The sequence below is a fragment of the Actinomycetospora sp. C-140 genome, from assembly GCF_054796175.1.
Genome location: NZ_JBTWNF010000013.1, coordinates 104,166 through 118,733, shown reverse-complemented (window position 1 = coordinate 118,733; position 14,568 = coordinate 104,166). Strand labels below are relative to the sequence as shown.

12 protein-coding genes are annotated in these 14,568 nt (G+C 74.7%); 6 read left to right on the top strand and 6 right to left on the bottom strand.

Annotated features, from left to right (window positions below; genetic code table 11):
- The first annotated feature begins 77 nt into the window (after positions 1–77).
- From obgE to ACR9E3_RS21320, 3 genes are read left to right on the top strand one after another with little or no spacing between them, the layout of a single operon-like run.
- A complete protein-coding gene (gene obgE, locus ACR9E3_RS21330; RefSeq protein WP_460382538.1) occupies positions 78–1,559 on the top strand; it encodes a GTPase ObgE in 1,482 nt (493 codons plus the stop codon).
- Entirely contained in the window at positions 1,556–2,698 is a 1,143-nt protein-coding gene (proB, locus tag ACR9E3_RS21325; protein ID WP_460382537.1) for a glutamate 5-kinase, read from the top strand. The genes obgE and proB overlap by 4 nt, the downstream gene beginning before the upstream one ends.
- On the top strand, positions 2,695–3,987 hold the full coding sequence (locus ACR9E3_RS21320; RefSeq protein WP_460382536.1) for an aldehyde dehydrogenase family protein: 1,293 nt from the start codon (positions 2,695–2,697) through the stop codon (positions 3,985–3,987). The genes proB and ACR9E3_RS21320 overlap by 4 nt, the downstream gene beginning before the upstream one ends.
- Before the next feature lies 1 nt (position 3,988).
- On the opposite strand, the gene ACR9E3_RS21315 is transcribed toward ACR9E3_RS21320, so the two are convergent.
- Positions 3,989–4,447, bottom strand: coding sequence for an SRPBCC family protein (locus tag ACR9E3_RS21315; RefSeq protein WP_460382535.1), 459 nt, complete (start codon positions 4,445–4,447; stop codon positions 3,989–3,991).
- A gap of 68 nt (positions 4,448–4,515) precedes the next feature.
- Here ACR9E3_RS21315 and ACR9E3_RS21310 point away from each other — a divergent pair, with 68 nt between their 5' ends.
- Complete coding sequence (locus ACR9E3_RS21310) at positions 4,516–4,902, top strand: nuclear transport factor 2 family protein (protein ID WP_460382534.1); 387 nt, start codon at positions 4,516–4,518, stop codon at positions 4,900–4,902.
- 3 nt (positions 4,903–4,905) lie between these two features.
- On the opposite strand, the gene ACR9E3_RS21305 is transcribed toward ACR9E3_RS21310, so the two are convergent.
- From ACR9E3_RS21305 to ACR9E3_RS21290, 4 genes are all read right to left on the bottom strand, one after another.
- On the bottom strand, positions 4,906–6,414 hold the full coding sequence (locus ACR9E3_RS21305) for an acyl-CoA synthetase (RefSeq protein WP_460382533.1): 1,509 nt from the start codon (positions 6,412–6,414) through the stop codon (positions 4,906–4,908).
- Between the two features lie 26 nt (positions 6,415–6,440).
- On the bottom strand, positions 6,441–7,334 hold the full coding sequence (locus ACR9E3_RS21300; protein WP_460382532.1) for an MOSC domain-containing protein: 894 nt from the start codon (positions 7,332–7,334) through the stop codon (positions 6,441–6,443).
- Between the two features lie 49 nt (positions 7,335–7,383).
- Positions 7,384–9,024 (bottom strand): glycan biosynthesis hexose transferase WsfD, encoded by a 1,641-nt coding sequence (gene wsfD, locus ACR9E3_RS21295; RefSeq protein ID WP_460382531.1) that lies wholly within the window; start codon positions 9,022–9,024, stop codon positions 7,384–7,386.
- Between the two features lie 109 nt (positions 9,025–9,133).
- Positions 9,134–11,293, bottom strand: a complete 2,160-nt coding sequence (locus tag ACR9E3_RS21290) for a RecQ family ATP-dependent DNA helicase (protein WP_460382530.1) — start codon at positions 11,291–11,293, stop codon at positions 9,134–9,136.
- A 73-nt stretch (positions 11,294–11,366) separates the two neighbouring features.
- Between ACR9E3_RS21290 and ACR9E3_RS21285 the strand changes: the two genes are divergently transcribed.
- On the top strand, positions 11,367–11,999 hold the full coding sequence (locus ACR9E3_RS21285) for an MSMEG_1061 family FMN-dependent PPOX-type flavoprotein (protein WP_460382529.1): 633 nt from the start codon (positions 11,367–11,369) through the stop codon (positions 11,997–11,999).
- Positions 12,000–12,005: 6 nt separating this feature from the next.
- Here ACR9E3_RS21285 and ACR9E3_RS21280 read toward each other — a convergent pair whose 3' ends face one another.
- Entirely contained in the window at positions 12,006–13,511 is a 1,506-nt protein-coding gene (locus tag ACR9E3_RS21280) for a hypothetical protein (protein ID WP_460382528.1), read from the bottom strand.
- 128 nt (positions 13,512–13,639) lie between these two features.
- On the opposite strand from ACR9E3_RS21280, the gene ACR9E3_RS21275 reads away from it, so the two are divergent.
- The gene (locus ACR9E3_RS21275) at positions 13,640–14,530 is read left to right on the top strand and encodes an AAA family ATPase (RefSeq protein WP_460382527.1); all 891 of its coding nucleotides are present in this window, start codon (positions 13,640–13,642) and stop codon (positions 14,528–14,530) included.
- Positions 14,531–14,568: the final 38 nt, after the last annotated feature.

Below are 14,568 nucleotides of genomic sequence, written 5' to 3'. Positions count from 1 at the left end.
GCGTGTGGTACCGCGGACACTGGATGGCAGCGGTGGCCCACCGCTGGCACGACACACCGGAAAGGACACGCCGCGCGATGGCCCGCTTCGTCGACCACGTGACACTGCACGTCACGGCGGGGGCCGGGGGCCACGGGTGCGCGTCGATCCGGCGGGAGAAGTTCGTCCCCCTCGGCGGGCCGGACGGCGGCAACGGCGGGCGCGGCGGGGACGTCGTGCTGGTCGTCGACCCGGGCGTCCACACGCTGCTCGACTTCCACCACCGCCCGCACGCGACGGCCGGCAACGGCCGCCCCGGGATGGGCAGCTTCCGCAACGGCGGCAACGCCGATGACATCGAGCTCGCGGTGCCCGAGGGCACGGTCGTGCTCGACACGGACGGCGACGTCCTGGGCGACCTCACCGGCGCGGGCACGCGGTTCGTCGCGGTGCGTGGCGGCCGGGGCGGTCTGGGCAACGCGGCCCTCGCGGGGCCGTCGCGCAAGGCGCCGGGCTTCGCGCTGCTGGGCGAGCCGGGGGAGTCCCGCGACCTGGTGCTCGAGCTCCGCTCGATGGCCGACGTCGGGCTCGTCGGATACCCGAGCGCGGGGAAGTCCTCGCTGGTCAGCGCCCTCAGCGCGGCCAAGCCGAAGATCGCCGACTACCCGTTCACCACGCTCGCGCCGAACCTCGGTGTCGTCTCGGCGGGCGGGAGCACGTTCACCGTCGCCGACGTCCCCGGGCTCATCCCGGGCGCCAGCACCGGCAAGGGCCTCGGCCTGGACTTCCTGCGTCACGTCGAGCGCTGCTCGGTGCTCGTGCACGTCGTCGACTGCGCGACCTTCGAGCCCGACCGCGACCCGGTGTCCGACATCCGCGCGCTCGAGGCCGAGCTCGCCGCGTACACCCCGTCGCTGGGCACCGACCTCGCCGCGCGCCCCCGCATCGTCGCCCTCAACAAGATGGACGTCCCCGACGCCGTCGAGCTCGCCGACATGGTCCGCGAGGACGTCGCCGCCTTCGGGTGGCCGGTCGTGGAGATCTCCACCGCCTCACGCCAGGGTCTCCAGGAGCTCGCCTACGCGATGGCCGCGGCGGTCGACGCCGAGCGCGCCGCGGCGGTGCCGTCGACCGCGCCGCGTGTGGTGCTGCGCCCCACCGCCGTCGACGACACCGGCTTCACCGTCGAGCCCGACCCCGAGGAAGGCTTCCTGGTCAAGGGCGAGAAGCCCGAGCGCTGGGTGCGCCAGACCGACTTCGCCAACGACGAGGCCGTCGGCTACCTCGCCGACCGGCTCGCTCGCCTCGGCGTCGAGGAGGCGCTGGCCGAGGCCGGCGCCGAGCCCGGCGACATGGTGACGATCGGCATCCACACCTTCGACTGGGAGCCGTCCACGCCCGCCGGGGTGGCGGCGATGCGCGGCAACCGCGGCACCGACCCGCGCCTCGAGGGCGCCGAGCTGGTCGACCGCCCGTCGGCGTCCGACCGCCGCGCGGCCCGCGACGAGCGCCGTCGCCACCACACCGACGACGAGCTCGGCATCACGCCGTGGCACGAGGACTACGAGGGCCCGGCATGACGGCCCGCGAGACGGTCGCGGGCGCGCGCCGGCTGGTGGTCAAGGTCGGGTCGACCTCGCTGACCAGCGTCGACGGCGGCCTGGACGTGGGCCGCCTCGATGCGCTCGTCGACGCGGTGGCGGCGCGGGCCCGCGCGTCGCAGGTCGTGCTCGTGTCCTCCGGGGCGATCGCCGCGGGCCTGCGCCCGCTCGGGCTCCCGCGCCGTCCCCGGGACCTGGCGACCCAGCAGGCCGCGGCGGGCGTCGGTCAGCTGCACCTCACCCGCGCGTACGCCGAGGCCTTCGCCCGCCACGGCCGCACGGTCGGTCAGGTGCTGCTGACCTCCCACGACGTCGTGCGGCGCCAGCCCTACCGCAACGCGCAGCGGACCTTCGAGCGGCTGCTCGGCCTCGGCGTGGTCCCGGTGGTCAACGAGAACGACACCGTGGCCACCGACGAGATCCGCTTCGGGGACAACGACCGCCTGGCCGCGCTCGTCGCCCACGTGATCTCGGCGGACGCACTGGTCCTGCTCTCCGACGTCGACGGCCTCTACGACGCCGATCCGCGCTCGCCGGGCGCGACCCTCGTCCGGGAGGTCACCGGCGGCGCGGACCTCGCCGGGGTCCGGGTCGGCAAGCCCTCCTCCCTGGGCACCGGGGGGATGGCGTCCAAGCTCGCCGCCGCCGATCTCGCCAGCGGCGCCGGGGTCCCGGTGCTGGTGGCCGCGGCCGCCGACGCGCCGGCCGCCCTCCATGGCGCCGGTGTCGGCACCGTGTTCGCCCCGCACGGCCCGCGGCTGTCGGCCCGCCGGTTCTGGTTGCGGCACATGGCCGGCACCCGCGGGCGGCTGCACCTCGACGACGGCGCGGTCCGTGCGGTCGTTGGTCGCCGCCGCTCCCTGCTCGCCGCGGGGATCACCGGTTCCGACGGCGACTTCGAGTCCGGCGACGTCGTCGACCTCGTCGACCCGCGCGGCGACGTCGTGGCCCGCGGTGTCGTCGCCTTCGACGCCGAGGAGCTGCCCGAGATCTCCGGACGCTCCAGCGAGGACCTCCCGGCCGAGATGCGCCGGGAGGTCGTGCACGCCGACGACCTGGTGCCGGTCGTCCCGGCGATCCCCGATCCCGCCGCCCCCGCCGAGGTGAGCTCGCCGTGACCACCACGTCCCCGACCCCCGCCACCGACACCGGGACGGACCCCACGGAGATCGTGACCGACTGCGGCCGTCGCGCGGCCGCGGCGGCGCCGCGGATGGCCGCGGCGTCGGACCACGAGGTCGCGCAGGCGCTGCGCGGGATGGCGGCCCTGCTCGCCGAGACCGCGGACACGGTGCTCGAGGCGAACGCGGCCAACGTCGAGGCGGCCGAGCGGGCCGGCACGACGTCGGCGCTCGTCGACCGCCTCCGGCTCGACCCGGCCCGGCTCGACGGGCTGGCCCAGTCGCTGCTCGACCTCGCCGACGTCGCCACGCCCCCGGTGGACACCGTCCTCGAGGAGCGGCCCGACGGGCTGCGGCTGATCGAGCGCCGCCGTCCCGTCGGCGTCATCGGGGCGAACTTCGAGGCGCGGCCCAACGTGGTCATCGACGTCGCCTCGCAACTGATCAAGTCGCGCAACGCCGGCGTCCTGCGCACCGGCGGCGCCGCGCTCGCCTCGGCGACCGCGCTGATGGAGGCCGTCGTCGCCCCGGCGCTCGCGGGTGCGGGCCTCGACCCGGACGCGGTCGTGCTCGTCACCGACCCGCGCCGCGAGTGCGCCGTCGAGCTGGTCCGCCACCCGGACCTCGTCCCGCTGGTGATCCTGCGCGGCTCGGGCGACACCACCCGCTCGCTCGGGCTCGAGGCCGCCCAGCACGGCGTGCGCACCCTCGCCCACGCCGACGGCGGCGGCGTCCTCTACGTCGACCGCGCCGCCTCGGTCGAGCTGGCCCACCACATGGTGACCTCGTCGATCGACCGGCTCGGCGTCTGCAACCGCCTCAACCTGCTGCTCGTCGAGCGTCACCGGTGGGACGAGATGCTGCCCGGACTCATCGCGCTGCTCGACGAGCACGGGCTGCGCGTCTCGCTCCCCCCGCACGAGCACGCCCTGGGTCACGAGTGGGCGCTCGACGACGGGAACGAGGCCACCGTCACCGTCGCCCCGGCCGACGGGCCCGCCGATGCCGCGGCGATCGCCAACCGGGAGACCTCGGGGCTCGCGGCCGCCATCGCGACCGCCGACGAGGCCGCGGCCCGGGTGTTCCTCGACACCTACGCCGGCACCGGCGCGTTCTGGAACGCCACCACCCGCCTCCTCGACGGCGTCAAGCTGCGGCGCGTGCCCGAGACCGGCATCAACGTCGACCACGTGCCCGGCCCGCGGGGCCCGGTCGTGTTCACCGACCTGTGCCTGCGCCAGTACGTCGTCGTGCCGGCCTCGACGGCCATCGGGCACCCGGAGTAGGTCAGCCCTCCGACTCGGCGATCGCCTTGATCTTCTGCAGCGTCGCCCGCATGTTGCGGCGGTTCGTCCTGCCGCGGGCCCAGCCGGCGAGGGCCCAGTAGATCCGGGTCGCGGCGCTCGGCGTGAGCCGGAACGACTCGGTGACGTCGGTGCCCTCTCCCGCCGGCTCGAACCGGTAGTGCCAGTTGTTGATCGAGCGGTCGCCGACGACGACCTCGAAGCCGAACTCGCGGCCGGGCTCGCAGGCGGTGATGCGGCAGACCGACCAGTACGTCGGGCCCTTGCCGTTGCGCTTCACGTGCCCCTTGAAGCGGGTGCCGACGGCCGGCCCGGTCGCGCCGTCCATCCACCTCGCCTCGAACGTCTCCTCGCTGTAGCGGTGCGTCTGGGTCACGTCGGCGACGAGCCACCACACGCTCTCCGGGGACGCCTCGATGTGCTCGGTCACCGCGTCCTGCATGGTCCGCCTCCTTGATCGACCCGCGGCACCGTCCCACGGACGGCCGCCCGCGGCGCGACGATGGGGCCATGCTCAGCACCGAGGACGTCCTCGCGATCCAGGCCGTGCTCGCCGACTACGGCCACGTCGTCGACGACCACGACTGGGACCGCGCCCACGAGGTGTTCGCCGAGGACTTCGTGTTCGAGCGCGGCGACGGCCGGCCGGACCTCCACGGCATCGCCGACATCGTGGCGACGTTCAAGGGCCGCAACATGTACGCGCACGTCACGACGAACACCACGCTCCGCGAGGACGACGACGGGACGGTGCGGGCGCACAGCAAGTTCCTCGGCTTCCCCAACGAGGGGTCGCCGGTGACGGGCGACTACCGCGACGTCGTCGTCCGTACGCCCGCGGGCTGGCGGCTGCGGCACCGCCACGCCGAGGTCCGCGCGCGGAAGTTCTTCGACTGACGATCAGGAGGGGACCTGGTCGCGCAGGACGCGCTTGAGCAGCTTCCCCGACTGGTTGCGGGGCAGCTCGTCGACGACGTGGACGTGCTTGGGCGTCTTGTAGCCCGCGAGACGGCCGCGCGCGTGGGCGATCAGCTCGTCCGGCGTCGCCGCCGCCCTGAGGACCACGAACGCCGTCACGGCCTCGATCCAGCGCTCGTCCGGCGTGCCGATCACGGCGACCTCGGCGACGGCGTCGTGGGTGTAGAGCGCGTCCTCGACCTCGCGCGAGGCGACCAGCACCCCGCCGGTGTTGATCACGTCCTTGATCCGGTCGACGACCGTGATGTAACCCTGCTCGTCGATCCGCACGAGGTCGCCGGAGTGGAACCAGCCGTCGCGGAAGGCCTCGGCGGTCTCCTCGGGCTTGTCCCAGTAGCCCTCGCAGAGCTGGGGCGAGCGGTAGACGACCTCACCGGTGCCGCCGGGCTCGACGTCCTCGCCGTCGTCGCCGATCACCCGCAGCTCGACGAACAGCACCGGCCGTCCGCACGAGTCGGGACGCTCGTCGTGCTCCTCGGGCTGCAGCACGGTCGCGAGCGGGCCGATCTCGGACTGGCCGAAGCAGTTGTAGACGCCGAGGGCGGGGAGGGCCTCGCGCAGCCGGTCCAGGATCGGCACGGGCATGATCGACGCGCCGTAGAACGCCTTGCGCAGGCTCGCCAGATCGCGGGTGCCGAAGTCGGCGTGGTTGACCAGCGGCACCCAGACGGTCGGCGCCAGGAAGATCGCGCCGATGCCGTCGGCCTCGATGCGGCGCAGGATCTCCGGGATGTCCGGCGCCTCCATGAGGTGGTTGGTCGCTCCGACCATCAGGTAGGGCATGAGGAAGAGCTGCATGCCGGCCGAGTGGTACAGCGGCATCGCGTGCAGCGGGCGGTCGTCCTCCGACATCTGGAGCGAGTGCACGCCCGAGACGTACTCGTGGACCAGGCCGCGGTGGGTCATCATCGCGCCCTTGGGCCGGGAGGTCGTGCCCGAGGTGTAGAGCAGCTGCACGAGGTCGGTGTCGGCGACGGTGACCGTCAGCTCGGGGATCGGGCCGTCGGACGCCCGCTCCAGCAGCGAGCCCGGCGCGTCACGCAGCGGCACGACCTGCTTGGGCTGCTGGGGCAGGGCGTCGACGGGCCCGGCGAGCGCGGGGTCGACGACGAGCAGCCTGCTGCCCGACTGGTCGATGAGGTAGCCGAGCTCGTCGCCGGTCAGGGCGTAGTTGATCGGCACGTGGATCGCGCCGATCCGCGAGCACCCCAGGAACGCGAGCAGGTACGCGTCGGAGTTCTTCCCGTAGGTGGCGACGCGGTCGCCGGCGGCCACCCCGAGCTCGGTGAGGAAGCCGGCGGCGCGGGTGACGGCGTCGTCGAGGGCGCGGTAGGTCCAGGTGCGGTCGGCGAAGTGCAGCGCGACGCGGTCCGGGGCACGCCGCGCGCTCCGGGTCAGGACGCCGTCGACGGTGCTGGAGCGGGTGTCCACGTGGTCTCCTCGACGGACGGTGCGGGTCAGGCGTGGGCGTCGCCGACCGACACCTCACCACCGGCGGCGACGTCGGCGTACACCCCGGCGCACGCCCACTTGCCCGCGACCTCCGGCTTCTCGATCATGATCCGGTTGTTCTTCGCGACCGTACGCAGGGTGTTGCGGTCGTCGGGCAGCTCCTCCTGCGCCATCGTCGTCATGACGCAGCGCATGGTCTGGAACGTGTAGGCCACCCGGACCCCGTCGCCGAGCGTCATCTCCCGCCCCGGCCAGTCGTTCTCGGCGAAGCCGGGCTCGGTGTCGGCGAGGACGATGTTGGGCCGGTAGCGCCGCACGTCGAACGAGCTCTCGGGCGCGAGCTCGGCCAGCCGCGCGAGCGTCGACTCCGTGACGACGTGCAGGGCGGCGAGGTCGTAGAAGCGCCCGGGCGGGGCGAACGCGGCGACGTCGAAGCTGCTGATGGCCTCGCCGGTGTCCTCCTGGCGCGACGTGGTGGCGTCGATGATGTGCTCGGGCGCGAGGCTCTCGCGGTCCATGTCGTCGAGGTCGGCCCAGAGCTCCTCGAACTTGGGGGCGTCGGGCGCGGTGGTGACCAGCCGGACCTCGCGGCCGAGGGCGTCGGACAGCGCTGCGTCGATGTCGGCGTCGTCGCTGCGGCGGGTCGACCCGTCCGGGAAGGTGATGACCACCGGCGGCGCGGGCTCGCCGGGCACCGGCTCGCCGGCGAAGGTCGCGGAGAACCGGAGCAGGTCGGCCCAGCGCTTCGGCACCTTCGCGCTCGCGATGATGCCGGTCTCGACGTCGAGCACGGCGTAGGCACGGTCGCCCACGACCCCGCGCTCGTCGAGCACGGCGCGGCCGAGGGACTCCCCGAGCATCGACTTGACGGGGTAGCGGTAGAGCGCGGCGATCGTCACACCGCAGGGCATATCACCCGCCGCGGCCCGCCGGGAACGGTCCGATCGATCAGGTCCGTCCGCGAGCCGCCGCGTGCACCGCAGCCCCCGCGCCCGCGGCCAGGACGAGCCCGGCGACGACGAGCGTGTAGGACCCGAGCCAGACGTGCTTGGCGAGCTCGCAGTACCCGTCGCCGAGGACGGCGACCAGCACGACGCCGACACCGGTGCCCGCGAGGAGCGCGGCGACCCGCAGGAGACCCACGGCCGTCGGGGTCGCCGCGCGCCCGAGCGCGGACGCGGCGACGCGGCGGGTCGGGAGCAGGGTCAGAGCGCCGGCGAGCAGGGCCAGCGTGACGACCGTCGGCGGTACCCAGCGGCCCGGGAGCGCGTCGAGGTAGGAGAACATCACGCCTGTGTAGGGCGAGCCCTCCGGCGCCCTGGTCAGCGGGACCTCCACGCCGTCGACGGTGCGCGGCCCGGCGGCCTGCGCGGCGAGGTAGCGGACCCTCGGCTCCAGGGTGGCGGTCAGGCCGCGGTGGACCATGCGGGCGAGCACGGGCGGGTGCTCGGCGACGTAGTGCAGGGCCGCGGAGCGGAGCTCCCCCGGGCGGGAGCCGACCGTGGCGTCCCAGTCGGGCACGCTGCGCCCGCCGTCGAGGAAGATGTCGTGACCGGCCTCGCGGAAGGCCTCGGGCCGCAGGCCGAGGGGACCGGTGGCCGACGGCCCGGCCTCGGTGAGCACCGCGGTGAACGCGAGGTTGTGCGCGTTGGCCTTGTCGTAGGCCGCGGTCTGGGCCTGCAGCGCGGAGAGCACCGGCGCGATCGCGACGGCCACGGCGAGCGCCGCGGCCACGAGGCCGGGGACGCGGCGCCACCGGCGGCGGACGCCGACCGTGACCAGCAGGCACGCCACCACCGCCGCGAGGCCGACGGGCAGGAACCCGGGCTTGGCCGTGGCCGCGGTGACGCCGCCGAGTGCGACCAGGCCGAGGGCGGCGACCCGCGCGAACCGGTCGACCGGGCGCGAGACGGCCAGCGCCAGCATTCCCCACGCGGTGCACACGGTGCCGACGAGCCCGGCCGGTTCGCCGAACGTCGACACCAGGAACCGCGACCACCACGGCACCAGGAGCAGCGGCGCCAGCGGGGGAACGATCACGGTCAGCAGGACCGGGAGGCTGCGCCGAAGCCGCCGGCCGGCCGTGGCCGCGAAGGCCGCGACGCCCGCGCCGGCCGCGAGCAGAGCGGTGTAGGCGGCCCCGAGCCACTCGAGGGAGAAGCGGGTGGAGCCGTCCGGGGCCGGGGGCGTGCCGTCGAGGGCGGTGGCGACCGCGACGGTCGACTGGAGCGCGAGCCCGGCGGACGACAACGAGGACGAGGGCCCGCAGGGCGGCCCGCCGGTGCGGTACTCGGTCACGACGACGCCGTGGGCGGTCGCGAAGCCGTCCGTGGTGTCGGGCACGAGCCCGGCGAGGCAGTACAGGCGCGGCCCGTCGCCGTTGTCGGCCGCCCCGATCGGGGCGCCGCCCGCCAGACCGAGCCGGAGCACCAGCGCTGCCCCCACCAGCAGGGCGACCAGGACGGCGAGGAGCAGCCGGGGTCCGACGCGCGACGGCGCGGCCGATACCACGTCCCCGGCGCCGTCCGGGTCCGCGAGCAGGGGGGACGCCGCACCGTCACGGTCGTACGGCCTCGTCCCGGCGGTCATCGTCCTCCTCGGGCGGCCCCGTCACCGGCCGCGGTGGTCCCGGCCGCACCCGACGGTGCTCGTGGCGTGGACGAGGGTGCCAGAGCGGGTGCTCCGGCCGACGGCGGCGTCAGCCCGTGGTGGCCAGCACCAGGGGGAGCACCGCGGGCGCCCCGGCCCGCCGCAGCAGCGCCGCCGCGACCGTGAGCGTCCAGCCCGAGTCGGCGACGTCGTCGACGAGCAGCACCGGTCCGCCGCTCGGATCCATGCCCGACGGCACCGAGAGGCGCGACCACACCTCGGCGAGGCGCTGGGCGGAGTTGGGGGCCTCCGGCTCGGCGTCGTCCTCCGGATCCTCGTAGATCGGGGGAGCGGTGTCGGCCAGGGCGCCGAGCAACGGGAGGCGTCCGATGCTCCCGATGCGCTGGGCGAAGCTCTCGACCAGCACCGGGCGGCGGCGCGAGGGCAGCCACACCACGCTCGCGGGCCGCTGCGCCCAGTCCCAGCCCCTGAGCACCTCGACCGCGGCGTCCACCGCGGCGTCGGGCACGAGGTCGTCGGCGCGCAGCAAGGGGCGCAGCCGGGGGCCCCAGCCCACGTCGGTGAGCCGGCCCAGCGCGCGGCCCTCCTCGGCGGCCTCCTCGGGCTTGATCTTGCCCTTGAGCGGCACGTCGAGGGCGTCCATGCCGCTGGGCCACTGCTTGCGCGCGGCCAGCGGGACGCCCGGCCGGTCGAGCGTCGTCTGCGCCTGGACGCGGACGTCCTCGCCGATGGTGGGGTCGGCGTGGCGGCCGGTGCAGTTGTCGCAGCGTCCGCAGGGGGCGGCGCCGGGGTCGTCGAGCTGGCGGCGCAGGAACTCCATGCGGCAGCCGTCGGTGGCGATGTAGTCGAGCATCGCCTGCTGTTCGACGCGCCGGGCCTTGGCCAGGCCGGTGTAGCGGGCGCCGTCGTACTCCCACGGCTCGCCGGTGGCCTCCCAGCCGCCCTTGACCCGGCGGACCGCCCCGTCGGTGTCGAGGACCTTGAGCATCATCTCCAGGCGCCCCCGGCTGAGCTCGACGCGCGGCTCGAGGGCCGCGGTGGACAGCGGGCGCCCGGCGTCGCCGAGCACGCTGAGGGCGACCCGGACCTGGGGCTCGGCGGGAAAGGCCAGGGACGCGAAGTAGGCCCAGATGTCCCGGTCCTCCGGGCCGGGGAGCAGGAGCACCTCGGCGCGCTCGACGCCGCGGCCGGCGCGGCCGATCTGCTGGTAGTACGCCACCGGCGACTGCGGCGCCCCGAGGTGGACGACGAAGCCGAGGTCGGGCTTGTCGAAGCCCATGCCCAGCGCGCTCGTCGCCACCAGCGCCTTGACGCGGTTGGCCAACAGGTCGTCCTCGGCGCGCTCGCGGTCGGCCGGGTCGGTCTTGCCGGTGTAGGAGGCGACGGCGTGGCCGCGCTCGCGCAGGAACTCCGCGAGCTCGTCGGCCGTCGAGACCGTCAGCGTGTAGACGATGCCGGACCCCGGCAGGTCGTCGAGGTGCTGGGCGAGCCAGGCGAAGCGGTCCGCGCCCTTCTCGAGCGGCAGGACGCCGAGGCGCAGCGACTCGCGGTCGAGCTCGCCGCGCAGCACGAGCGCCCCTGACGCCGTGGTCGAGCTCCGCTCCGCTTCGTCTCCCGCGTGGCTCTGCGACACCCCGAGCTGCTCGGCCACGTCGGTGGTCACCCGGTCGTTCGCCGTCGCCGTGGTGGCGAGCACGGGGACGCCGTCGGGGAGGTCGGCGATCAGGGTGCGCAACCGGCGGTAGTCCGGCCGGAAGTCGTGGCCCCAGTCGGAGATGCAGTGCGCCTCGTCGACCACGAGCATGCCGGCGGTGCGGCTGAGCTCGGGCAGCACCTGGTCGCGGAACTCGGGGTTGTTGAGCCGCTCGGGGCTCACGAGGAGCACGTCGACCGCGCCGGCCTGGACCTGGGCGTAGACGTCCTGCCAGTCGTCGGTGTTGGCCGAGTTGACCGTGACGGCATGGATGCCGGCCCGGCCCGCCGCGTCGATCTGGTTGCGCATCAGCGCGAGCAGGGGGCTGACGATGACCGTCGGGCCCTTGCCCGCGGCGCGCAGGAGCGCCGTCGCCACGAAGTAGACCGCCGACTTGCCCCAGCCGGTGCGCTGCACCACCAGGGCCCGCCGACCCTCGGCGACCAGCGCGTGGATCGCCGCCCACTGGTCCTCGCGCAGCGCGGCGTCGGGACCCGCGAGGCGCTGGAGCGTGGCCTCGGCGTCGGAGCGCAGATCGGCCTCGGTGGTCGTCATGTCCCCATGGTGGCCGACGGGTCCGACAGCGCGGGGGTGGTCCCACCGGGGAGGAGAAGTTAGGGTCCCCTCAGTGGATCAGCAGCAGACGTCGGAGATCACCGACGAGGCCGCGCTGCGCGCGATCGTCTCCGAGCCCCCGCCGGTCATCGCCGACAAGGCCATCGACCACGTCGACGCGCAGTCGCAGCGGTTCCTCGAGGCCTCGCCGTTCTTCCTGCTCGCGACGACGGGCGCCGACGGCAGCGTCGACGTCTCCCCGCGGGGCGATCCGGCCGGGCAGGTGCTGGTGCTCGACGAGGGGCGGGCCGTCGCGTTCGCCGACCGTCCTGGCAACCACCGGCTCGACTCGTTCCGCAACATCCTGGGCCACCCGCAGGTCGGGATGCTCTTCCTCGTGCCCGGCCACGACCACACGCTGCGGATCAACGGGCGCGCGCGGATCCTCGCGGATCCGCCGTTCGCGGACCGCTTCGCGGTGACGGGCAAGGTCCCCGAGCTCGCCGTGGTCGTCGACATCGACGAGCTCTTCCTGCACTGCGCCAAGGCGTTCCTGCGCTCGTCGCTGTGGGACCCGGCGGCCTGGCCCGGCAAGCGCGACGTGCCCTCGGCCGGGAAGATCGCCAAGAGTCAGTCGGGCACCCACGTCCCCGCCGCGGCGATCGACGCGGCGCTCGCGGTCGACGCGCGGACGAACCGCTACTGACCCGGGTCAGACCCGCGCGATCGGCGTGGTCGCCGCGACCATCGGGATCGCCTCGGTGGGGGAGTCCTCGACGACCGACTCCACCGACTCCTCGACCACCGGTTCCGGCGCCTCGCCCGCCCCCACGTACCGCACCGCGAGCGCCCCGGTGGCCCGGCGCACCGCCAGCGCGCTGGTCGCGGCGCCGATGAGCAGCAGGGCGCCGATGTTCTCGCCCAGCTCCTCGACGTGGTAGGCGAGGACCTCGACGGCGTGGTCGCCCGCGTTGCTCGCGATCACCGCTCCCTCGATGCCCTCCAGGCCGAGGGCGAAGAAGAACAGCACGCCGAGCCCGCCGACCAGGAGCCAGCGCGGCCGCCCGCGCAGGCGCAGCGCGAGCGCGCCGACGATCACCGCGATCACCAGCGCGACGCCGGCGCCCGGGATGACCCAGTAGAAGGAGAAGGTGCCGCCGGGCGTCGCCGGCGCCGCGGCGCCCTCGGGCTTGAGCATGTCGCCCACCCGCTCGTGGATCGAGGTCATGTCGTCGAGCGACATCCCCGCGAGGATCACGGCCGTGACGAGCCACCCGACCGCGGCGCGCGCGCCCTGGGCCCGTCCGACCAGTCCGGTGACCAGGTGCGCGACCGCCGCCGCGGCGAGCAGGCCGACGGCCCACCACGTGGGCAGGTTGCCCTCCGCGTCGACGTTGAGGTAGCCGATCCACTGCTGGAGCTTCGGACCCGGCGTCGGGAACGCGAGCGTCACGAGCAGGCTCAGCGCGCTGAGCGCGAGCGTCGGCACGACGAGGGCGATCCACAGCGTCCGGCGGCCGAGGTCCGGGCGCGCGTGGGAGACGCGGGCGTCGGCGGATCCGGCGCCGGCCGGCTCGACACGCAGGTCCGCTCCGTCGCGGACGACCCGGACCGCGCACACCGTCGCGAGGAGAAGGCCCGCCGCCCCGGCGTCCTGGAGCCCCTCGGCGACCTCGGCCAGCGCGCGGCCGCCCGGCCCGAGCGTCCGGGTCAGCAGCTCGCTCGCCAGGGCCCCGGCGCCGAACAGCGTGACGGCGGCGACCATCCACCGCCCGTGCGGGAGCCGCCGGGCGAGCACCACGAACGGCACGGCGAGCACGAGGCCCGCGATCACCGCCGTGGGCAGCCAGTCGGTGGTCAGCGGGTTGGAGCCGACGACCTGGCGGGCGAGACCGTCCACGCGGGTGTGGAACCCGGTCGCGACGCACAGCGACGCCAGCGTCGGCCCGATCGCGGCGCCGCCCCACCACCAGGCCGCGCGCCGGTCGCGGGTGCGCGCGGCGAGCCCGGCCGCGAGGCACGCCACCGCCGTGAGCAGCAGCAGCATCGCGTAGAGCCACGTCGGCAGGTTGTAGGGCTCGAGGGCGTCGACGTAGGCCCACAGCCCCGACGGAGCCGGACGCAGGAGTGCGGTGACGAGGCCCAGGACCGTGGTGAGCGCCACCGCGGCGGCGAGCGCCACCGCGAGCAGCCGCACGGGGGAGACCGTCCGGTTCACGTTCACCTGACGTTCAACGAGGTGACGTCCGGGTGGTTTCTCCGGGACGTCCGGGATTCCCCCGCGCGAGGGTGCGAGCGGGCCACATCGCCGGGACAACACGGGATACGTTGGGCAGGATGCGGCCCGTGAGCACCGAGCCGGTCGACCAGAGGGCCCAGAAGCCGCTGTTCGACTCCGTCGACGACGTGACCACCCGGCTCGCCGACGTCGGGTACCTCGCGTCCACCGCCGTCGCGACCACCGTCTTCCTGGCCGACCGCCTGGGCAAGCCGTTGCTCGTCGAGGGCCCCGCGGGCGTCGGCAAGACCGAGCTGGCGCGCGCCGTCGCCGACGCGACGGGCTCGGGCCTGGTGCGGCTGCAGTGCTACGAGGGCATCGACGAGGCGCGCGCGCTCTACGAGTGGAACCACGCCAAGCAGCTGCTGCGCATCACCGCCTCGCAGGGCGAGTCCTGGGACGACGCGCGCGACGACGTCTTCTCCGAGGAGTTCCTGCTCCCGCGCCCGCTGCTCACCGCGATCCGGCGTACCGACCCGACGGTGCTGCTGGTCGACGAGACCGACAAGGCCGACGTCGAGGTCGAGGGGCTCCTGCTCGAGGTGCTGGGCGACTTCCAGGTCACCGTGCCAGAGTGGGGCACGATCACCGCCAACCAGCGCCCGTTCACGCTCCTGACCTCGAACGCGACCCGCGAGCTCTCCGAGGCCCTCAAGCGCCGCTGCCTGTTCCTGCACCTCGACTTCCCCGACCCCGAGCTCGAGCGGCGCATCGTGCTCGCCCGCGTGCCCCAGCTGCCCGAGGCGCTGGCCGAGGAGCTGGTGCGGATCGTCGGCGTGCTGCGCAGCATCCAGCTCCGCAAGGCCCCGTCGGTGTCCGAGACGATCGACTGGGGCCGCACGCTGCTCGCCCTCGGGCTCGACACCCTCGACGACGAGACCGTGCGCTCGACCCTCGGCGTCGTCCTCAAGCACCAGGCCGACGCGCAGAAGGCCGTCGCCGAGCTGCGGCTGAACTGACATGACCCGGGAGACGGAGCGATCAGGGGAGCACGCCG

What these genes read in the sequence shown, in the direction of transcription:
- obgE (WP_460382538.1), top strand. Translation starts at nt 78, where the DNA reads ATGGCCCGCTTCGTCGACCACGTGACACTGCACGTCACGGCGGGGGCC.
- proB (WP_460382537.1), top strand. Translation starts at nt 1,556, where the DNA reads ATGACGGCCCGCGAGACGGTCGCGGGCGCGCGCCGGCTGGTGGTCAAG.
- ACR9E3_RS21315 (WP_460382535.1), bottom strand. Translation starts at nt 4,447, where the DNA reads ATGCAGGACGCGGTGACCGAGCACATCGAGGCGTCCCCGGAGAGCGTG.
- ACR9E3_RS21310 (WP_460382534.1), top strand. Translation starts at nt 4,516, where the DNA reads ATGCTCAGCACCGAGGACGTCCTCGCGATCCAGGCCGTGCTCGCCGAC.
- wsfD (WP_460382531.1), bottom strand. Translation starts at nt 9,024, where the DNA reads ATGACCGCCGGGACGAGGCCGTACGACCGTGACGGTGCGGCGTCCCCC.
- ACR9E3_RS21290 (WP_460382530.1), bottom strand. Translation starts at nt 11,293, where the DNA reads ATGACGACCACCGAGGCCGATCTGCGCTCCGACGCCGAGGCCACGCTC.